Here is a 20,019-nt window from a genome sequence, read left to right on the forward strand (position 1 = left end):
GGTACGGTTCGTTGCAAGCGATTTTTGCGGATGTGGACGACCGCGATTGTGATCGGGGATTGGCCTAGCTGGCAATGGTCATGAAGCCGGCACGATCTCGCGGAACACCGCCACGATGCTTCGCCAACCCCAGCGGATCCAGTCCGGCCCTGCATACGTTGCGACCATTGGCCTTGGCGCGATAAAGGGCACGATCCGCACATTCGAGAAATGCATCGGCCGTCAGTCCCGCAAGATCGGTATAGGCAACACCAATGCTGACCGTCACTGCAATTTGTTCGTTGTCATGCAGCACCCTGCAATCCTGAACGGCCCGTCGGGCGGCATCAGCAATGGTACCGACACTGGCAGCGTCGACCGGGTTCATTACAAGCGCGAATTCTTCACCCCCGATGCGGGCAACTTCGCCACACGTACCAACTGCATCCAGCAGGGCCTTCGACACTGCCTTGAGCACAGTATCACCCACCGCATGACCATACCGGTCATTGATCGACTTGAAGAAGTCGATATCCACCACCGCCAGACCGACTTGTCCACGGGCGAGGTTATCCGCGAGCAGCGCATCAAAAGCACGGCGGTTCAGCAATCCGGTCAGGGGGTCGCGTTTCGCCGCTTCGCGCAAGGCATCAGCGGAGATCTCCGAAGCGAGCGACAGCACGAACAGGCTCCCAGCGATGACATGGATCATCGCCACCAGCAGGTGCGCTTCCAAAACCACGTCATAGGGGATGTAGGACTGGACCTGATCGCCCGCCAACACCCCCTGCCCGGCACGAGCAGCAAATGACACGGCTATCAGCGCATAGACGAATACCAGCCCGAAACGAGAAATCAGCCTGTCGGCATGGTCGCGCCAGAACTCCCAGGCCACCGCAAGCGCAAGGCCCGTCAACATGACATTGGTCAGTCCGAAATTGATCGACTGACTGTTGACCAGGTTGGCCGCGACAACCAGCAGCGGGGGCAAGGCGAATAAACGCAGCCTTACGGGCCGACCGGCGAAGCTGCGCGCCGCCGCGTAGCGGAGCGCAAAGCCAAAGACCAGCATGGCGTCAGGCCAGATGGCCAAGTGAACCGGCAGGTCTGGCCACACCAGATAGACCACCAATGCCATAGCCAGCGCCAGATTGGCACTGATCCAGTACAGCCAGTAGCGGTCTGTTCGGTTTCGCGCGAACACCGACACATAGGCCAATGACGAAATGACCAGCACGAAGATGTTGGCGACAAATAATGTCGATATGTCGAGACCCATGCCGGTCCCCCGATTGCGGCAAGTTTCCCCAATCAGACCCGGCAAGTTTCTATATTGGGTTACGCCAATAGGTTAATCGGAATTTGCAAACCGCACCGAACCCGTGTTTGCGGTAGGCACCTTCACCCCTTGCCACAATCTGGGCACGCCCCTCTCCTAGACAGCCGCAACCCGCGCAATAGAGGCCCCGCCCATGCCGACTGACATGTCCAGCCTTCTCGTCCTCGGCATCGGTGCCGCGATCCTGCTTTGGCTGGTCTTTTCGGTGATGAAGAAACTGTTCGGTCTGGCGCTGATCGCCGCCTTGGTCTTTGGCGGCTATATGCTCTGGACCAATCCGGACCTGCAGCAGCGAGCCCTCGATCTCATCGGCATCGGCTAGCCCTTAGCCCAAGCCTCTACCCCAGATAGCGCTCGAAAAAACGCAACACCGCCGCTCGCATGCTCGGCGTCTCCTCGTGCCCAACGCCAGGCTCGCTGATGAATTCGAGCTTGTCCGGTGCGGACGCATAGGCGGGGCGCAATTCGTCCATGGCGCGCGCCACGGCCTGCGGCGGGCTAAGATGATCGGCCTCCCCAACGCAGATGAGCTGCGGGCGCGGCGCGATCAGCGCGGCGATCGATCCACCATCGGCTTCCTTGAGCAGCCCCGGCACGGTCAGATAGATGCCATGCCCATCATGCGCGCCCAGTTCGACCATGGTGCGGAAATCGGCAAAGCAGCACAGATGCGCCACGGCCGCAATGCGCTTGTCCAGCGCCGCCAGCCAATAGCTGAGCACGCAGCCCATCGAAAGGCCGAAGGCCCCGATGCGCGACGCATCCACGTCATCACGCCCCGCCAGATAGGTCAGCGCGGCGGCGTGATCGGACAGCATCTCGCCGAACAGCGATTGGCCGTACCACAGCAATGCCTTGGCGGCCGCGCTTTCAGTGACATTGGCGCGCTCACCAAAGACTGGCATGTCGATGCACAGCGTAACATAACCGGCGCGGGCGAAGACCGGGCCCAGCGGACTGACCAGATATTCGCGTCCATCGAGCAGTTCGCGGGCGCCGACATCATACCGACCGCCGTGGGAATGCCCGTAGAGAATGGCGGGCAGCGGCGCAGCGACCTCGGCAGGACGGGTCAGAATGCCCCGCACTTCGGCATCGCCAATGCGCAATTGCAGGTGCTCGACCACATAGTCGCCCATGGGTTCAACGCGCTTGTCCAGGCGCGTCACGCCGCGATCTTCAAACCCCAGGTGTTCACGAAAACGGCTTGCAGTGATGGGCATGGCGATTCCCGCTCTGACGTCCAGAGCAGGAGCTATTCACGGAAATGCGTCATTCGCAACACAGCTTTCAATCATCGGCACTTGCCGATGAAGCGGGAAAAGGCCATGTAGGGGATATTCTAACCAGCCTCCAGCCGGCCAAGGACTTTGCCAATGTCGAAATTGCTTTCACCCGTCACCCTGCGCGGCCTGACCCTGCGCAACCGCACCGTGGTCGCACCGATGTGCCAGTATTCGGCCATCGACGGTTTCGCCAATGACTGGCACTTCGTGCATCTGGGCCGCTTCGCCCTGGGCGGCTTCGGGCTGGTGATCGTGGAAGCCACGGGGGTCGTACCCGAAGGGCGCATTTCCTACGCCGATCTGGGCCTGTGGAAGGACGAACAGATCGCGCCCCTGGCCCGCATTGTCGACTTCCTGCATAGCCAGGGCGCCGCCGCCGGCATCCAGCTTGCCCACGCCGGACGCAAAGCCTCGACCCCGGTGTCCTGGCACACGCCCGAAGACCTTGCCAGCGAGGAGCGGCGACGCGCGGTCGGTTACGAACACTGGCAGCCCGTGGCCCCCAGCGCAGAGTCGCACGATCCGGCCAATCCTGAATTCCAGGTGCCGACTGAACTCGACAAGGCGGGCATCCAGCGGGTCAAGGACGGCTTTGTCGAGGCAGCCATTCGCGCCGAAAAGGCTGGCTTCGACACCATCGAAATTCACGCCGCACATGGCTATCTGCTCAACCAGTTCCTGTCTCCACTCTCGAACCACCGCACCGATGAATATGGCGGCAGCCGCGAAAACCGCATGCGCCTGGTGCTCGAAGTCACCGAGGCGGTGCGCGCCGTCTGGCCGGACGACAAGCCGCTGCTGGCCCGGCTCTCGGTGAGTGACAATGCGCCGGGCGGCTGGACCCCCGAAGACAGCGTCGCTTTGGCCCTCGAACTCAAGGCGCGCGGTGTCGATGCCATTGATTGCTCCAGCGGCGGCATGGCCCAGGGGCGCATTGCCTCGACCCCGGCCTACCAGGTGCCATTCGCCAAGACCGTCAAGCAGGGCGCCGACATCCCCACCATGGCTGTCGGCCTGCTGGGCGACATCGAAGCGGCCGAAGCCATCCTGCAGCGCGGCGAAGCCGATTTCATCGCCTTGGCACGCGGCGCGTTGGACGATCCCAACTGGGCCGCCCATGCTGCCCGCGTACTCGACCAGGACTACGATCTCTGGCCGGTGCAGACCCAGCGCGTCTCCGGGCGCGACCAAGTGCTGGGCCTGCGCGCATAAGGCCTCCACAAGGTCACGGCGCGAACCAAATTTCGCCGCCTTGGGACGATCACTCTTGTCGCACGCAAGAGTGATGCCCAAGTGTGGTGCAGTGCAGGGAGACGATTGATGGATACCAAGACCGCCATTTTCGCGCTGATGACCGTTTGGGGCGTTGGTACCTGTGCCGCCGTGCCGGCCATGGCCCAGGATACGGAACCGGCGGCGGAGGAGACTGAAGCGCGCGAGGACAATCCGCTGCTCAACCGGGTCTGGGTGCGGCAGGACGGCAGCGACACCCTGCCCGGCGTCATGCACATCTTCCTGGCCGATGGCACCATGGTGTCCGACAGTTGCTGGGAGACCTATCGCCTCTCCAACTGGCAGCAGCTTTCCGAGACCGAAATTGCCTGGGACGAGGACGGCATGACCATCAATGCCGACATTGCCTTGCTCACCAGCGACGAACTGGTGCTCAGCCTCAAGCTCGTCGGCGGCGTCGAGGAACAGCGCTTTGCCCCTGCCAGCGTGCCCTATCTCTGTCCCGACATGCAAAAAATGAGGCCCGGCGGGCCTCATTCCTGAACTCTGAACTCAGATGATGAGCTGCGTACCGATTTCCACTACACGCCCGGTGGGAATGTGGAAATACTCGGTCGCATCGCTGGCATTGCGCGCCAACCGGATGAACAGCCGGTCCTGCCAGAACCGGATCGGACCGGACTTCTGCCCCAGCTTGAGCGAACGGCGTGACAGGAAGAACGAGGTCGACATGATGTCGAACTTCCAGCCCAGCTTGCGGGCCAGCGCCAGTGCCTTGGGAATGTTCGGCTCTTCCATGAAACCGAAGGTCACCACCACGCGGAAGAACAATTCGTTATAGGCGTCGATGGTCACCTTTTCATCGTCCGGCACGCGCGGCGAGGTCGAGGTGCGCACGGTCAGGATGACGTTCTGCTCATGCAGCACCTTGTAGTGCTTGAGGCTATGCAGCAGCGCGGTGGGCGCGCCCTCGACGTCGCTGGTGAGGAAGATGGCAGTACCCGGCACGACTGTCGGCTTCTTCTTGGCGAGGTTCTCGACCAGGAATTCAAGCGGCACTTCATCGCGGCGGGTTTTTTCCGCCAGCCGGTTTCGGCCCGTCATCCAGCTCACCATGAGCAGCGACACGAACAGTGCGACAGCGACCGGCACCCAGCCACCTTGCGCGATCTTGGCCGAATTGACGGCAAAGAAGCCGCCGTCGATCACCACATAGAGCAGGCCGAAAGCGATCACCCCGCCCAGCGGCCACTTCCAGTTGCGGCGCATCACGACCATCAACAGCGCCAGCGTCACGACCATGATGCCGGAAACAGCAATACCGTAGGCAGCCGAGATCGCTGTCGAACTGCCAAAGCTTACCACCATGATCAGCACCATGATCATGATGATGGTGTTGATCTGGGGCATGTAGATCTGGCCGCGCTGGTCCTGCGAGGTGTGCTGCACGATCATGCGCGGCAAAAGATTGAGCGCGATGGCCTGCTGGGTGAGGCTGAAAACACCTGAGATCACGGCCTGGCTGGCAATAATCGTTGCCATCGTGGCCAACACGACGAACGGGCCAAGCGCCCAGTCAGGGTGCATTTCGAAGAATGGGCTGACCACATTCTCCGGCCCCACATTGAGCACGAAGGCGCCCTGCCCGAAGTAATTGAGCAGGAGGCACGGAAACACCAGGCCGAACCAGGCCAGCACGATAGGCTTGCGCCCGAAATGCCCCAGATCGACATACAGCGCTTCCGCGCCGGTCACGGCGAGAAAGACCGCGCCCATCACCACAAAGGCGATATTGGCGTGCGTCGCCAGAAATTCGACTGCGTGGTAAGGATTGAGCGCCCAAAGCACGAACGGGTTCTGGACGATGTGGTAAAGCCCGATGCTCCCCATCACCAGGAACCACACGGCGGTAATCGGGCCGAACACCACCCCCACCTTGCCCGTGCCGAAACGCTGCACGAAGAAAACCCCCAGAATAATGACCAGGGTAATGGGCACCACCCAGCGGGACATATTTGGCGCCACCAGCTCCAACCCTTCCAACGCCGACAGCACTGAAATGGCCGGGGTGATCATGGCGTCCCCGTAGAACATCGCTGCACCGGCCACCCCGAGCGCCGTGATCCATACGGGCGGCTTTTCGAAGGTCTTGCGCGCCAGCGCCATCAGCGAGAGCGTGCCACCTTCGCCATTATTGTCGGCCCTGGTGACGAAGAAAACGTACTTGAACGCCACAGTAAGGGCCAAGGCCCACACAATCAGCGACAGCAGGCCAAGCACTTCCGTCCCGGTCGCCGCAACGCCGGGACGCACCGCCATGGCCTCGCGGAATGCGTAGATCGGGCTCGTGCCGATATCGCCATAGACCACGCCAATGGCCCCCAGGGTGAGGAGCGGCAGACTCGATTTGCCGTGGCCGGCCTGTTCGGTCGCCACGTCACCGGCTGGAGCGCCGGCAGTTTCCGCTTGCGTCATGAGCTTTGGGGCTCTCGCTGTTTCAGGGCGGGCGCCGCTATACACCCGTCACCCATCACAAACAACACCCGGTGACCTGAATAGTCCACATGCAAAAAGGGGCTGCCCCGACGGGACAGCCCCTTTTACCTAGCCAAGGCTGGTTATGCCTGCTGCTTACTCTGCCGCAGCCGAGACCGAATTTTCTTCCTCGCGGGCGGCCTTTGCGGCCTCTGCCCACCAGACGAGCTGGTCGAGCATGTCATTGGCCGAATTGCCGATCGAGCCTTCGATCTCGCTCATCGGCTTGTTCTGCTGGCCCAGCGGATGCACGGCAAAGAAATCGGCGCCGGCAATGTGCACGGCCGAACGGGTCGAAACCATCTGCAGTTCGATACCGATGGTGCGCAGGTTCTCGATGGCGCGGGCAGCACCCACAGTGCCGTAGCCGACAGCGCCGAACGCCTTCTTGTTCCAGTTCACATAGGCCTGGTCGATGGCGTTCTTGAGCGCACCGGTAATGGCGCGGTTGTATTCGGCGACAACGAAGATGAAGCCGTCAAATTCGGAAATCTTGTTCTGCCAGCGAACAGCCTCAGGGTTCTGCGAAGGCATCCAGGCGTTGGAAGCGGCTTCGTCGAAGAACGGCAGGTTGAAATCGCGCAGGTCGATCAGCTCGGCCTCGATTTCCGGGCGTTCATTGGCCTTGTCCAGGATCCACCTGGCCGGCACTTCGCCGAAACGGGTGGGACGGGTGGATGAGATGATGACGCCGATCTTGAGCTTGGACATTTGAGTGCCCTCCTTGGTAACAAATCGTAACTGAGGCGATATATGTGCCTGTCACGAAAAGCCTCAAGAGGGCACGGAATTGTCAGCCGGGGACATCACCGTGCCCCAGTTACATTCATGTAAGTATAAGAAATCCAAGCAATTTCCGTATTCAGGACAGTTTGGCTGCCTTAAATCGGGGTCATTGCCTTCATTGCACGCACGAAGTGTTCTCCCTGAGCGAACAATCGCCTCAGGCCAGCACAGCGATGTACCGCCGCGTCGCCTCGGCAAAACCCATCAAAAGCGCGTCCGCCGTGATTCCGTGGCCAATGGACACTTCCGCGACCCCTGGCACCGCCTTCTGGAAAGCCGGCAGATTGAGCAGCGTCAGGTCATGCCCGGCATTCACTCCCAGACCCGCATTCAGTGCCGCCCGGCAGGTCACCGCCAAGGCCGACAATTGCCGCCCGGCCTCTTCCGCATCGTCAAAACAGGCACCATAGGGACCGGTGAACAGTTCGACCCGATCCGCCCCGGTGGCTTTTGCCGCCGCAATGCCGGCTGCTCCGGCATCCGGATCGCAGAACAGCGAAATCCGCCGGTCGGGCCGCTTCAGCCGCTGCACCACCGAGCGGAGAAAATTGCCCTTGCCGGCAAAATCCCAGCCATGGTCAGACGTCGCCTGCGCCGGGTCATCCGGCACCAGGGTCACCTGCTGCGGGTTCACCTGTTCAATCAGCGCGAGGAAATCCTCGCTTGGATAACCCTCGATATTGAACTCGGCCCCTGGGTAGTCTGCGCGCAGCACGTCCGACAATTCGAACACATCCATGCGCCGGATATGCCGCTCGTCGGGACGCGGATGCACGGTGATCCCGCTCGCCCCGGCATCGAGCACCACGCGCGCGATTCCCGTCACGCTCGGCCAGGGCAGATCGCGGCGATTGCGCAATTGCGCGACGGCATTGAGATTGACGGAAAGCAAAGTCATGGCAGGAACTCGATAGAACTGGGCCCTGCCATACACCAGACTGGGCGCCTCGCCCAATCGAACCTTGTGATGAGAGCGATCAGCGTCTCACTGATTACATCCCCTCAGGACCGCGATTGATCGCGGCAAGGCCCGTGCGGACCACTTCGACCAATCCCAGCGGCTGCATCAGGGCGATGAAGCTGTCGATCTTGGACGGTTTGCCGGTCACCTCGAAGACGAAGCTTTCCACCGTTGCATCCACGATCTGGGCGCGGAAAGCATCGGCCAGGCGCAGCGTCTCGGCACGATGGTCCCCGGTCCCATTGACTTTGATCAGTGCCAGCTCGCGTTCGAGATAGGCGCCTTCGGCAGTCAGATCATGCACACGATGCACCGGTACCAGCCGCTCAAGCTGAGCCTTGATCTGCACCAGCACCTTGGGCGTGGCGATCACAACGACAGTGATGCGACTAAGTCGCTTGTCGTGTTCGGTCTCGCTGACGGTCAGGCTTTCGATATTGAAGCCACGCGCCGAGAACAGGCCGACCACCCGGGCAAGAATGCCTGGCTCGTTGTCGACCAGAACGGAAAGGGTATGACGTTCTGAAAGCTGGGTTTCCTGGGTCAGGAAATAGGCTGAACCGGTGGGCTGCAAATGTGCGTTCATGTCTTTGTCCTCCGCGGCGGCCTAGACCAGCTGCCGTCCCTTCTCGTCGATGATGTCGCCGATATTGGCCGTATCGGGCAGGATGATCTCGTTGTGCGGCTTGCCCGACGGGATCATGGGCAGGCAGTTCTCGTCCTTCTCGACCAGCACGTCGAACAGCACCGGGCCGTCATGATCGAGCATGTCGGCAATCGCAGCGTCGAGCTCGGCCGGCGTGTCACACTTGATCCCCTTTGCCCCATAGGCCTCGGCGAGCTTGACGAAATCGGGCAGCGATTCCGAATAGGAATGCGCATAGCGCGAACCATGCAGCAGATCCTGCCACTGGCGCACCATGCCCATGCGCTCATTGTTCAGAATGAAGATCTTGACCGGCAGGCGATACTGCACCGCCGTCGAGAGTTCCTGCATGGTCATCTGCACCGAGGCTTCGCCGGCAATGTCGATCACCAGGGCGTCGGGATGGGCTACCTGCACCCCGACTGCTGCAGGCAGGCCATAGCCCATCGTGCCCAGGCCACCCGACGTCATCCAGTGGTTCGGCTGGTCGAAGTGGAAATGCTGGGCTGCCCACATCTGGTGCTGGCCCACCTCGGTGGTGATGAACACCTCCTTGGACTGCTTCCTGGTCGCTTCATACAGACGCTGAATGGCCCATTGCGGCTTGATGACCGTGTCCGAGTTCTTGAAGTTGAGCGAACCGACATCGCGCCACTTCTGGATCTGCGTCCACCAGCCGGCAATGGCTTCGGTGCGCGGCGCATTGGTACGGCTGCGCCAGATGCGGATCATCTCCTCGAGCACGCGATTGCAATCCCCGATAATGGGAACATGCACCTGCACCACCTTGTTTATGGACGCCGGATCAATATCGACATGGATCTTGGTGCTGTTGGGCGAAAACGCATCGATGCGGCCGGTGATGCGGTCATCGAAGCGCGCGCCGATATTGATCATCACGTCGCAATCATGCATCGCCATATTGGCTTCATAGGTGCCGTGCATGCCCAGCATGCCCATCCACTGCGGATTGGAGGCCGGAAAGGCGCCCAGCCCCATCAGGGTCGAGGTCACGGGGAAGCCGGTCAGTTCCGCCAGCTCGCGCAAATTTTCCGAGGCCTCCGGACCGGCATTGATGACACCGCCGCCGGTATAAAAGATCGGCCGTTCCGCCTTCAGCATCAGATCAATGGCCGTCTCGATCGCCGCCAGATCGCCATCGACCTGCGGACGATAGGACTGGTGACGCAGCGTCTCGGCCTCGGGCCGGAAATATTCGCCCACGGCAAACTGGATATCCTTGGGAATATCGATGACCACCGGACCCGGGCGCCCCGTGGTGGCGATGAGGAAAGCCTCGTGCAGGATGCGCGGCAGATCCTCGATCGATTTGACCAGGTAATTATGCTTGGTGCAGGAGCGGGTGATGCCGACCGTGTCGCATTCCTGGAACGCGTCGGTGCCGATCAGCGTCGTGGGAACCTGGGCGGTGATGCAGACGAGCGGAATGGAATCGAGCAGCGCGTCGGTAAGGCCGGTGACCGCGTTGGTCGCGCCCGGACCGGAGGTGACCAGGACCACGCCGGGCTTGCCGGTCGAACGGGCATAGCCCTCCGCCATATGGGTCGCGCCCTGTTCATGGCGCACCAGGATGTGCTTGACGAAATCCTGCTGGAACATGGCATCATAGATCGGCAGCGCAGCACCACCGGGATATCCGAAGATGTGCTCCACGCCCTGATCGGTCAGCGCCTGTATCACCATTTCCGCGCCGGTCATCTTCTCGGCCATTGCTCAGCCCTTCCTAACTCTTTCGCCCCTCCCAGCGGGGCCTCTATCTCACCTGCCGCCTGTGTTTCCGCTCTTGAGGAAAAAAGGCAATAAAAAAGGCCCCATTCGGGACCTGTGTTCGGCGCACCAGCTTTCGCGCGGGGTTCTACCCCACGTTGCCGATGCGCCTGCGTACTACGAGAATGAGTGCCCGCACTGGACCGCTCCAAAAATTCTAGACGGGGCATTGATAGAAGCACTGTCACGCCAAAGTCAAGCCGCCATGCACCCATTGCCGCCCGCAAGCCGGGATTCCCGTGCACAGCCATGTTTCGGACGCAAATGGGGGCTGGCAGCACGCCATTGAGATGTTAAGGCGGAGCCAACACGATATATGACAGTTCGGTGACATGAGCAAAAGCGCGCTCGACAAGGATCTGCAGCGGTTTTCGGGCCTCGAGAACGCCACCCATCATCTGAGCCGATCGCTGGCCGCACCCGGTATTGCACTGGTCTTCCTGCTGTTGGTGGGCGTCTGGGCCGCCTTTGCCATGGGCGACGGGCCAGGCACCTATGTCGTGGTCATCGCCGCCCTGATCGCCGGCTATATGGCTCTCAATGTCGGCGCCAATGACGTGGCCAACAATATGGGTCCCGCCGTTGGGTCCCGCGCACTGACCATGGTGGGCGCCTTGGTCATCGCCGGAATGTTCGAGGCGGCCGGCGCCTTGCTGGCCGGCGGTGATGTGGTCAACACGGTCGCGCGCGACCTGCTGATCGCCCCCGAAATGGAAGGCCGCACCTTCATCATGGTGATGATGGCGGCCCTGCTGGCCTCGGCCCTTTGGGTCAATCTGGCCACCTATGTCGGCGCCCCGGTCTCCACCACCCACGCCGTTGTCGGCGGCGTCGTCGGCTCCGGCATCGCGTCGGCCGGCTTCGCCATCGTCAATTGGCCCACCATTGCCGCCGTAGCAGCAAGCTGGGTCATCTCCCCGGTCATGGGGGGCCTGATCGCGGCTGTGTTCCTGGTCATTATCCGCATGACCATCACCACGCGCCTCGACAAGATCACCTCGGCGCGCGTCTGGGTGCCGATATTCGTGGCCGTGATGACCGGCATCTTCACCATGTATCTGGCCACCAAGGGCCTGAGCCGCATCTGGAAGCCTGGCTGGGGCGTGACGATCCCGCTCGGCATTGCCTTGGGTGCGCTGGGCTGGGTTGCTGCCATGCCCTGGGTCCGCCACCAATCGCGTCACATGGAAAACCGCAAGAAGCACGTGGCCGCGCTGTTCCGCCTGCCCCTGATCGTCTCGGCCGCGCTGCTTTCCTTTGCCCATGGCGCCAATGACGTGGCCAATGCCATCGGCCCCTTTGCCGCCATCGTCACCGCCATCCAGACCGGTCACGGCGAGGTCTCTGGCATCACCCTGCCCTTTTGGGTCCTGGCCATTGGCGCCATCGGTATATCGCTCGGCCTGGCCCTGTTCGGCCCCCGCCTCATCCGCACCGTGGGCGAGCAGATCACCAAGCTCAACGAGATCCGCGCTTTTTGCGCCGCGCTTTCGGCTGCCGTCACCGTGCTGATTGCATCGGCTTTGGGCATGCCCGTATCCTCCACCCACATTGCCGTGGGCGCAGTGTTCGGCGTCGGATTTCTGCGAGAATACATCTCGCGGCGCGACATGGAGGGCACCGCCGTGCCGATCAACGCCCGCTTCGTCGACCCCAGCCAGCTCAATGCCACACCGGAAGCGGCGCTGGCCAATGCCCGCCGCGTCGAGACGCGCATGCTGGTACGCCGCCAGCATGTCTATTCCATTGCAGCGGCATGGGTGATTACCGTCCCCGCCTCGGCACTGGTTTCGGCATCGCTCTATTTTGGCCTGAGCCTGGTGATCCCCTAGGGCAGCAAATCCTTCAGGACACGGAGCCGCTTTAGCTCGAAATCATCCGGTTGTGCAGGGCCACGGCAAGGCGCCCCAAAGTCTGGTCGGCCAGCAGGCGGCGCGCCTCGGACAATGTCGCCCAATGGCGCATGCGCTGCCCCTTTTCCTTGTAGTCGTCGAGCTGCTGCGTCACGCGCAGTGGATAGAGATCGACATCGACCAGCCCGACATTGTTCCCGCCAGCACCGGTCCGGTAGGTGCCGATGATTTCACTGGAGATTTCACCCAAAACGCCTGCCTCTTCCTGCGCCTCGATGGCGGCGCTCTCCCAGGGCGTCATGTCAGGTTCAATGGCGCCCTTGGGGAAGATCCACTTGCCGCTGCGGCGCGATGTGATCAGCAGGAACGCCATGCGACCTTCAACGATCGCATAGGGCAAGGCGCCCGATTGGCGCAGGCCCGATGCGGTTTCGACCCGCGGGCTCCAATGTTTCAGTAAGTCGCGCATATCGTTCAACGGCACATGTTCGAGTCGACACTTACCCTAGCCGGACAGATGTTGCACGCGATTGCAAGCAAAAGGGGCCCAGCGGGCCCCTTCCATTCCGGTTCTTCACCGTTTCCTTCAGAAACGGCACAGACCGGTCAATATCTGCGTCTTGCGATTAGCTCAGCAGGGTCAGATCGGTGGCCGAAACCTTGCCGTCGCGGCCGGTCTGCAGCTCGAAGCTCACCTTGTCGCCTTCATAAAGACCCTGCAGGCCCGAGCGCTGCACGGCGGAAATGTGGACGAAAGCATCCTTTTCGCCGTTATCGGGCGAAATGAAGCCGTAGCCCTTGGTAGTGTTGAAGAATTTCACGGTCCCGGTGATGGCGGCCATGTCTTGGTCCTCTAAGTCTGTTGTGCCGCAACGTGCGGCGGAAGGGTTTGTCCGGGAGTGTGCAATTTTTCCGGACTTACGGTTCACGAGATCAGGAGGTAGCCAAGTTTCCGGCAGGCCGGTCGTTCAGATAGCGCAAGACAAGTGGCACGTATGCCTAAATTATCGCTGTTTTTGTTGACTTTTTCAAGGCCACCCTGCGCGTTCAATCGATTGCTCGCACCTGTTCAAAACAACACCCGGTCGGGGGGCCAACCGGGTGTGTGGCGCCTGGGGGCGCTTGGCCGCAGGGGGCGCTGCGGCTTGGCGATGCAGCGCGTTATCCGCGCGGGCAAGTATCGATATAGCGGGTGCCGTCACGGCGTTCGTAAACGCAGCGGTCGCGGCTCGTGCCATAATAACCAAGAAGCTCGCCGGCAGCCGCACCGGCCACGGCACCGATACCGGCACCAACAGCCGTGCCGACAACATTGCCGCCAGTTGCGGTGGCACCGACAATGCCGCCACCAATGGCACCCACGGTCGCACCCTGCTGGGTGGTGGTGCAGGCGGCCAGGGACAGGGCGGTTGCGGCGATAATCAGGATCTTGTGCATTAATTCCTCCAACGAAACACTCGCACGAAGGAATGCACGGCCCCGTGAATGGTTCCGGCCGGGTTTTAAACTTTATTAATTCAAGCCCGGCCTTTGCCGACCAAGCCGGCCAGAGCCAGTCCCGCCCAGCCCAGCATCATCAAGCCGCCGCCCAGCGGTGCCGCCCCGCCAAACAACCCCTGCCCCACATATTGGCGCATCGCCAGGTCGCCGCCAAACAACAGCGTACCAATTGCCAGCACCAGCCCGGCGCCCAACAGCACGCGTCCCTGCCCGAACAGCCCCAGCGCCACCAGCACCGGCGCATGGGCCAGGAACATCGTCTCCAGGGCGCCCAGGTTCCGGCTCTCGCCATGTGAAGCGGCAGCCGCTGCGGCAACGCCGAGCGCCCCCATCAGGCCGGCAAGCACCAGCAAATGTCTTGGCACCAATCTGGCCATCTCATGCTCCTGGCATTGGTCCTGCTTTCGCGCCGGACCGGATTGGACTACAGCATGGGCTGCGAGTGAGAGACATGACAATGAGCGACAACGTCGCGGCGGCCCGTGCGGCGCCACAGACCCCCATGGCCAAGTCCGGCTGGGGCACGGAGTTCCGTGCCACCTTTGCTTTGGCCTGGCCCCTGGTCATCGCCCAGGTGGCCCAGAATGCCCTGCAGGCCACCGATGTCCTGATGATGGGCTGGCTCGGGCCGGAAGCGCTTGCTGCCGGCACACTGGCCAACAGCTTCCTCATGCCGCTGTTTCTCTTTGGCGTCGGCGTGGTCGGCGCGGTGGCACCGCTGACCGCCCAGGCCCGCGGTAGGCGGGACATCAAGGCGATCCGCCGTGTCGTACGCCAGGGCTTCTGGGCCGCTATCCTCCTGGCTCTGCTGCTCGCGCCGGTCCTCCTACAGATCCGCACGGTCTATGGCTGGCTCGGCCAGGACCCGGTCCTGGCCGCCCGGGCCGAGGAATACATCCAGATCGCCGTCCTGATGCTGGTGCCCGCCATGGGCGTCATCGTCCTGCGCTCCTTCCTCTCCACCTTTGATTCCACGCGCATCATTCTGGTCATCACGGTGGGCGGCGTGATCGTCAACGCCATCACCAACTACCTGTTGATGTTTGGCAATTTCGGCCTGCCGCGGCTGGAATTGCGCGGCGCCGCCATCGCCACGGTCCTGACCAATGTGTTCATGCTCGGCGCCATGCTGACCTATGTGCTGCGCCACCGCCGCTTCAAGCGCTTCAACATTCTCATCCGCTTCTGGAAGCCCGATTGGCCCCGCTTCCGCGAGATCTTCCGCATCGGCACGCCGATTGGCCTGACCGTGTTGGCTGAAGTTGGGCTGTTCGCCGCCGCCGCCATTCTGATGGGCCGGCTGGGTACCGATGAACTGGCCGCCCATGCCGTTGCGCTGCAATGCGCCTCGCTGGCCTTCATGGTGCCGTTGGGACTCGGGATCGCCGCCACGGTGCGCGTCGGCGTCGCCTATGGCCGCAAGGACATCGAAGGCATCCGCAAGGCGGGCTGGATGAGCTTTCTGCTCGGCACCGGCTTCATGGCGGTCTCGGCCCTGACCTTCATCCTGTTTGGTCCGGCCATTGTTGCCCTGTTCCTCGATCGGGCCTTGCCACAGAACCAGGCCGCTCTGGTCTTCGCCGCCACCTATCTCGCCATTGCCGGGCTGTTTCAGCTCGTCGATGGCGCCCAGGTTGTCGCCGCCCATGCCCTGCGCGGTTTGAGCGACACCAAGGTGCCCATGCTCATGGCCATTTTCGGCTATTGGTTCGTCGGCCTGCCCGTCGCCTGGCTCCTGGGCTATGTGCTCGACCTGCGCGGTGTCGGCATCTGGCTCGGCCTGGCGGCCGGCCTCGCCTTCGTCGCCGTGCTGCTGGTCGGCCGCTTTGCGCTCCGCGAGCGCCTGGGCCTGCTGCGCAACATCAACGCCTAAGGGGCCTTGCCCTCAAGACCCAGGCGTGGCCAATCGCCCATGCGGTTGCGGAACCAGGTGCGCTGCCGCTTGGCATATTGATGGGTGGCGATGGTGGCCAGCGTGATCGCTTCGCCCTGGCTATGCACCCCATCGAGCCAGTCGGAAATCTCACGCACGCCGATGGCTTTCATCACCGGCAGGCTCGGATCGAGCTTCAGCGCCCGCAGCGCCTCAACCTCTTCGACCGCGCCACTGGCAAACATGACCTCAAAACGCCGCGCAATGCGCTCGCGCAATACATCGCGATCCGGCGAAAGCACCATGCGCTCGACCGACCATCCGTCCAGCAGCCCCGGCTGCTGATCGTCCTGGAAACTCGACAGCGCCCGCCCCGTCGCGCGTTTCACCGCAATGGCCCGCGTCACCCGCTGCGGATCGGCCACCTTGAGGCGTCTGGCTGTCACCGGGTCCTCCGCCTCAAGCAGGGCCATCCGCTGCGGTTCTTCAAGCGCTTGAATCTCTTGTTGAACTTCAAAGGTCAGCGCGGTGGAAATTTCCGGCACATCGGCGAATCCATTTGTCAGAGCTTCAAAGTAAAGCCCTGTTCCACCGACAAAAATCAGTTCACGCGCCGGATCGACCTCTTCCAGGATTGCCTGCGCAGCCCGCACCCATTGCCCGGTCGAAAACCGCTCGGCGGCCGGCACGATGCCATAAAGACGATGCTCTGCCTCTGCTTGATCCGCGACACTCGGGCGGGCCGTCACGATCCGCAGCGTATCGTAAACCTGCATGGCATCGGCATTGATGATGACGCCACCGCCTACGCGCGCACGCTCCAGTGCCAGCGCCGACTTGCCGCTGGCAGTCGGACCCGCTATCAGCACAGCGCGCCTTTGGCCCATCACCGAACTCTCCCGAAAGTTGTGCTCGCCATGCCGGTCCTTTCCCTCATCGCCAATCCCGCCGACCCAGATTTGAGTGCATCGTTGGCGCAGGCTGTGGTGGCCCAAACCGGCGGAGAACTCAACTGGCTGAACCACGGGGTAGCCTGCGACATTATCGAGCCCGGTGCGCCAGATGCACTGGCGATTGCCCGCGACATCATCGGCAACAAGGCCGTCGATGCCAATCTGGTGCCCACCGAAGGCCGTCGCAAGCTTCTCCTGGTCGCCGACATGGACTCCACCATGATCGAGCAGGAATGCATCGACGAATTGGCCGCCGCTCTCGACCTCAAGCCACAGGTTGCCGAAATTACTGACCGCGCCATGCGCGGCGAACTCGACTTCGCCCAGGCGCTGGACACCCGCGTTGCCCTGCTCAAGGGGCTTGAGCGCAAGGTGGTCGAGGCGGTGCGCCGCGAGGCCATCACCCTGACCCCTGGCGGGCGCGCCCTGGTGCAGACCATGAAGGCCTATGGCGCCTATACCTCGCTTGTCTCAGGCGGTTTTACCCTGTTCGCCGACTATTTTGCCAAGCGCATCGGCTTCGACGAAGCCATTGCCAATGTGCTCGAATTCGAAGGCGACAGCCTCACCGGTACGGTAGCCAAGCCCATCGTGGACAAGAACACCAAGCGCGAGCGACTGCTGGCACTGGCCAGCGAACGCAATCTCGACCTGACGCGCACCATGGCGGTCGGCGATGGCGCCAACGACCTCGACATGATCGGGGCCGCCGGCTTCGGTGTAGCACTGCACGCCAAGCCTGCGGTCGCCGAGGCTGCCGGCATCCGCATCGACCATGGCGACCTGACTGCCCTGCTCTACCTGCAGGGCTATTACGACGACGAGTTCGTCCGCTAGAGCGTTTCCCGCAAAGGTGGCAACGGTTTTGCGGTTCGGAAACACGACAAGACAAAGATTTGGAGCTGTCTCGCCGTTTCATTGAAACGATGAGACGCTCTAGTCACCCCTTCAACAGAAAAGGCCGGCGCAGTTTCCTGCGCCGGCCTTTTTCTTGAGATAAGTTGCGGCTTACTGGCTGGCCGGCACTTCGGTCGGGGTTGCCCCTTCGACCGCTGGCGGGTTCTCCTCAGCCGGAGGCGGGGCCTCGGTACCAACGGTCGGCTGCAGTTCCGAACCATCGTCCAGGGTCATGGTCGGCGCGACGGTCTCCTCGATGCCCAGGCCATCCAGTGCCGGCTCGTCTGAGCTGGTGCTGGGCTGAGGCGCCGATTGCTGCGGCAGCGGCGTGGCAAACGAGGTGCTGGCCGCCGGGATTTCGCCGTCCGAACCGAAGTAGCGGAAGAAGGCACTGTCAGGCGAGAGGACCATGGTCGTGCCGGTATTGCCCAGCGCGGTCCGGTAGGATTCCATCGAGCGATAGAACTCGAAGAATTCCGCGTCCTGCCCATAAGCCGAGGCAAAGATGCGGCTCCGTTCGGCGTCGCCTGTACCACGGATGATTTCGGCATCGCGTGTCGCAGCAGCGACGATTTCCACGGCCTGACGTTCGGCAATGGCGCGCAGGCTCTGCGCCTGTTCCTGACCACGGGCACGCAGCAGCGCAGCCTCGGCCAGACGTTCGGCACGCATACGCTCATAGGTCCGTTCGGACACTTCATCGGCAAGATCGGTCCGCAGGATGCGCACATCGACGATCTCGATGCCAAGCTCGGCCATTTCCGGACGGATCAGGTCGCGCGCTTCGTCCATCATCTGCGGGCGCTGCTCGGAGAGAGCCGCGTTGAACTCACGCAGACCATAGACCTGACGCAGGGCAGCGTCGAAACGCGTGGCGATACGATCCTGCGCGACCGACAACTGGCCCAGGGCCCGCTGGCGGAACAGCACCGGATCGACGATCTTGTAGGTCAGGAAGGCGTCCACCTCGTAGAAGGCACCGCCCGAGACCTGCACGGTCATGTCGGCGATATCCTGGCGCAGCAGACGATCTTCGATGATCTGCACGCTGTCCACGATATCGGTCGGGATCTTGAAATAGAGACCCGGCTCGGTGCGGACATCGGTGATCTGGCCGAAGCGCAGAACGATGGCCTGCTCACGCTCATTGACCACATAGATCGAGGAGAACAGCACATAAAGCGCCGCCACCAGGACGGCGCCAATGATAAAGAGACGATTGCTCATGGCTTACTCCCCCGAACCGGTGTTTGCATTGGTGCGGGAGCGCAGCTCAGGCAGCGGCAGATAGGGCACGACGCCCGAACCACCGGCACCGTTCTCGACCAGCACCTTCTCGGAGGCGCCCAGCACCTGTTCCATGGTTTCCAGGAACAGACGTTTGCGGGTCACTTCGGGTGCGTTGACGTATTCGGCATAGACCGCGTTGAAGCGCTCGGCTTCACCGGTTGCTTCCTGCACGACGCGGTTCGAGTAAGCCGCAGCTTCTTCGCGCAGCGCTGCGGCCTGACCGCGGGCGTCACCCAGAAGGGTGTTGGCATAGGAGCGGGCTTCTTCCTGCAAACGGTCTTCGTCCTGCTCGGCACGCTGCACTTCGTTGAAGGCGTCGGCCACTTCAGCAGGCGGCGCGGCATTCTCGATCGAGATCTGCTGCACCGAAACGCCCATGCCGTAGGAATCGAGAATATCCTGGGTGATCTGCTGCACCTCGATGGCGATCCCGGCGCGGTCGTCACGGAAAATATCCTGTGCCGGACGGCGGCCAACGATTTCGCGCATCGCGCTTTCCGCAGCGTTGCGCACCATTTCCTCGGGGTCACGGACATTGATCACATAGTCGACCGGATTGCCCACCGACCAAAGCACGGCAAAACGCACGTCGACGATGTTCTGATCGCCCGAAAGCATCAGCCCGTCATCGGCATTGCCGCGCGAACCCGACCCTGTCGCGGTGCCGATCGTGGTTTGGTTTTGCGAGGTGTTCACCTTCTCCACCGTTTCAATCGGCCAGAGATGGAAATGCAGACCCGCAGTCGACAATTCCTGCTTGGGCGCACCCAGGCGGAATTCAACGCCGACTTCGGCTTCCTCGACAGTGTAGACCGAATTGACCACCCAGAAGGCGCCCAAGAGCAGGACACCACCGACCAGCAACCAGCGGCCACCCGGCAATCCGCCGCCAAACTGAGCGCGTCCGCGGTTCAGAATGTCTTCGAGATTGGGAGTATTGTTACCCGGACGGCGTGGCCCGCCCCCGCCTCCCCCAGGCGCCTGGCCCCACGGTCCGCCACTATTGCGGCCGCCTCCGCCACCATTATTCTCCCAAGGCATCGCATTCCTTTCGGTGTCTTCGAGAAATCATTGCTGCCATATATAGGCAAGGAGCCCGC

General features: G+C 62.2%; 20 protein-coding genes. 6 read left to right on the forward strand and 14 right to left on the reverse strand.

Annotation, left to right across the window (positions count from 1 at the left end; genetic code table 11):
• Window positions 1-64: 64 nt before the first annotated feature.
• Complete coding sequence (locus DDE76_RS16405) at window positions 65-1,258, reverse strand: GGDEF domain-containing protein (RefSeq protein ID WP_104893889.1); 1,194 nt, start codon at window positions 1,256-1,258, stop codon at window positions 65-67.
• Between the two features lie 193 nt (window positions 1,259-1,451).
• On the opposite strand from DDE76_RS16405, the gene DDE76_RS19635 reads away from it, so the two are divergent.
• Window positions 1,452-1,640: a hypothetical protein gene (locus DDE76_RS19635; RefSeq protein WP_157955864.1), complete on the forward strand. Its 189-nt coding sequence runs from the start codon at window positions 1,452-1,454 to the stop codon at window positions 1,638-1,640.
• 16 nt (window positions 1,641-1,656) lie between these two features.
• Here DDE76_RS19635 and DDE76_RS16410 read toward each other — a convergent pair whose 3' ends face one another.
• Window positions 1,657-2,541: an alpha/beta hydrolase family protein gene (locus DDE76_RS16410; RefSeq protein ID WP_104893888.1), complete on the reverse strand. Its 885-nt coding sequence runs from the start codon at window positions 2,539-2,541 to the stop codon at window positions 1,657-1,659.
• 153 nt (window positions 2,542-2,694) lie between these two features.
• Between DDE76_RS16410 and DDE76_RS16415 the strand changes: the two genes are divergently transcribed.
• Entirely contained in the window at window positions 2,695-3,816 is a 1,122-nt protein-coding gene (locus DDE76_RS16415; RefSeq protein WP_104893887.1) for an NADH:flavin oxidoreductase/NADH oxidase, read from the forward strand.
• A 108-nt stretch (window positions 3,817-3,924) separates the two neighbouring features.
• Window positions 3,925-4,380 carry a hypothetical protein gene (locus DDE76_RS16420; protein WP_104893886.1) on the forward strand — a complete coding sequence of 152 codons (456 nt, stop codon included), beginning with the start codon at window positions 3,925-3,927 and terminating at the stop codon, window positions 4,378-4,380.
• A gap of 9 nt (window positions 4,381-4,389) precedes the next feature.
• Here the strand turns inward: DDE76_RS16420 and DDE76_RS16425 are convergent, their stop codons facing one another.
• From DDE76_RS16425 to DDE76_RS16445, 5 genes are all read right to left on the reverse strand, one after another.
• Window positions 4,390-6,312 carry a potassium transporter Kup gene (locus tag DDE76_RS16425; RefSeq protein WP_104893885.1) on the reverse strand — a complete coding sequence of 641 codons (1,923 nt, stop codon included), beginning with the start codon at window positions 6,310-6,312 and terminating at the stop codon, window positions 4,390-4,392.
• Between the two features lie 156 nt (window positions 6,313-6,468).
• On the reverse strand, window positions 6,469-7,083 hold the full coding sequence (locus DDE76_RS16430; protein WP_104893884.1) for an NADPH-dependent FMN reductase: 615 nt from the start codon (window positions 7,081-7,083) through the stop codon (window positions 6,469-6,471).
• Window positions 7,084-7,315: 232 nt separating this feature from the next.
• Window positions 7,316-8,056 carry a pyridoxine 5'-phosphate synthase gene (locus tag DDE76_RS16435; protein ID WP_104893883.1) on the reverse strand — a complete coding sequence of 247 codons (741 nt, stop codon included), beginning with the start codon at window positions 8,054-8,056 and terminating at the stop codon, window positions 7,316-7,318.
• 94 nt (window positions 8,057-8,150) lie between these two features.
• On the reverse strand, window positions 8,151-8,705 hold the full coding sequence (gene ilvN, locus DDE76_RS16440) for an acetolactate synthase small subunit (protein WP_104893882.1): 555 nt from the start codon (window positions 8,703-8,705) through the stop codon (window positions 8,151-8,153).
• A gap of 21 nt (window positions 8,706-8,726) precedes the next feature.
• The gene (locus DDE76_RS16445) at window positions 8,727-10,496 is read right to left on the reverse strand and encodes an acetolactate synthase 3 large subunit (protein WP_104893881.1); all 1,770 of its coding nucleotides are present in this window, start codon (window positions 10,494-10,496) and stop codon (window positions 8,727-8,729) included.
• 389 nt (window positions 10,497-10,885) lie between these two features.
• Here DDE76_RS16445 and DDE76_RS16450 point away from each other — a divergent pair, with 389 nt between their 5' ends.
• Window positions 10,886-12,385, forward strand: coding sequence for an inorganic phosphate transporter (locus tag DDE76_RS16450; protein ID WP_104893880.1), 1,500 nt, complete (start codon window positions 10,886-10,888; stop codon window positions 12,383-12,385).
• 31 nt (window positions 12,386-12,416) lie between these two features.
• Here DDE76_RS16450 and DDE76_RS16455 read toward each other — a convergent pair whose 3' ends face one another.
• The 4 genes from DDE76_RS16455 to DDE76_RS16470 all read right to left on the reverse strand — a co-directional run bounded on the left by DDE76_RS16455 (window position 12,417) and on the right by DDE76_RS16470 (window position 14,283).
• Entirely contained in the window at window positions 12,417-12,875 is a 459-nt protein-coding gene (locus tag DDE76_RS16455; RefSeq protein WP_104893879.1) for an NUDIX hydrolase, read from the reverse strand.
• A gap of 157 nt (window positions 12,876-13,032) precedes the next feature.
• Window positions 13,033-13,248, reverse strand: a complete 216-nt coding sequence (locus DDE76_RS16460) for a cold-shock protein (protein WP_046104661.1) — start codon at window positions 13,246-13,248, stop codon at window positions 13,033-13,035.
• A 319-nt stretch (window positions 13,249-13,567) separates the two neighbouring features.
• On the reverse strand, window positions 13,568-13,843 hold the full coding sequence (locus DDE76_RS16465; RefSeq protein WP_104893878.1) for a hypothetical protein: 276 nt from the start codon (window positions 13,841-13,843) through the stop codon (window positions 13,568-13,570).
• Window positions 13,844-13,923: 80 nt separating this feature from the next.
• Window positions 13,924-14,283, reverse strand: a complete 360-nt coding sequence (locus DDE76_RS16470; protein WP_104893877.1) for a DUF423 domain-containing protein — start codon at window positions 14,281-14,283, stop codon at window positions 13,924-13,926.
• 80 nt (window positions 14,284-14,363) lie between these two features.
• Between DDE76_RS16470 and DDE76_RS16475 the strand changes: the two genes are divergently transcribed.
• The gene (locus tag DDE76_RS16475; protein WP_245892018.1) at window positions 14,364-15,779 is read left to right on the forward strand and encodes an MATE family efflux transporter; all 1,416 of its coding nucleotides are present in this window, start codon (window positions 14,364-14,366) and stop codon (window positions 15,777-15,779) included.
• On the opposite strand, the gene miaA is transcribed toward DDE76_RS16475, so the two are convergent.
• Complete coding sequence (miaA, locus tag DDE76_RS16480; protein ID WP_104893876.1) at window positions 15,776-16,666, reverse strand: tRNA (adenosine(37)-N6)-dimethylallyltransferase MiaA; 891 nt, start codon at window positions 16,664-16,666, stop codon at window positions 15,776-15,778. The genes DDE76_RS16475 and miaA overlap by 4 nt on opposite strands.
• Window positions 16,667-16,696: 30 nt before the next feature.
• On the opposite strand from miaA, the gene serB reads away from it, so the two are divergent.
• A complete protein-coding gene (serB, locus tag DDE76_RS16485) occupies window positions 16,697-17,569 on the forward strand; it encodes a phosphoserine phosphatase SerB (protein WP_104894986.1) in 873 nt (290 codons plus the stop codon).
• Between the two features lie 171 nt (window positions 17,570-17,740).
• On the opposite strand, the gene hflC is transcribed toward serB, so the two are convergent.
• Both hflC and hflK read right to left on the reverse strand, forming a co-directional pair.
• Window positions 17,741-18,856, reverse strand: a complete 1,116-nt coding sequence (gene hflC / locus DDE76_RS16490; RefSeq protein WP_104893875.1) for a protease modulator HflC — start codon at window positions 18,854-18,856, stop codon at window positions 17,741-17,743.
• 3 nt (window positions 18,857-18,859) lie between these two features.
• The gene (hflK, locus tag DDE76_RS16495) at window positions 18,860-19,960 is read right to left on the reverse strand and encodes an FtsH protease activity modulator HflK (protein ID WP_104893874.1); all 1,101 of its coding nucleotides are present in this window, start codon (window positions 19,958-19,960) and stop codon (window positions 18,860-18,862) included.
• Window positions 19,961-20,019: the final 59 nt, after the last annotated feature.

This window comes from Devosia indica (genome assembly GCF_003056405.1).
Taxonomy (GTDB): Bacteria; Pseudomonadota; Alphaproteobacteria; order Rhizobiales; family Devosiaceae; genus Devosia; species Devosia indica.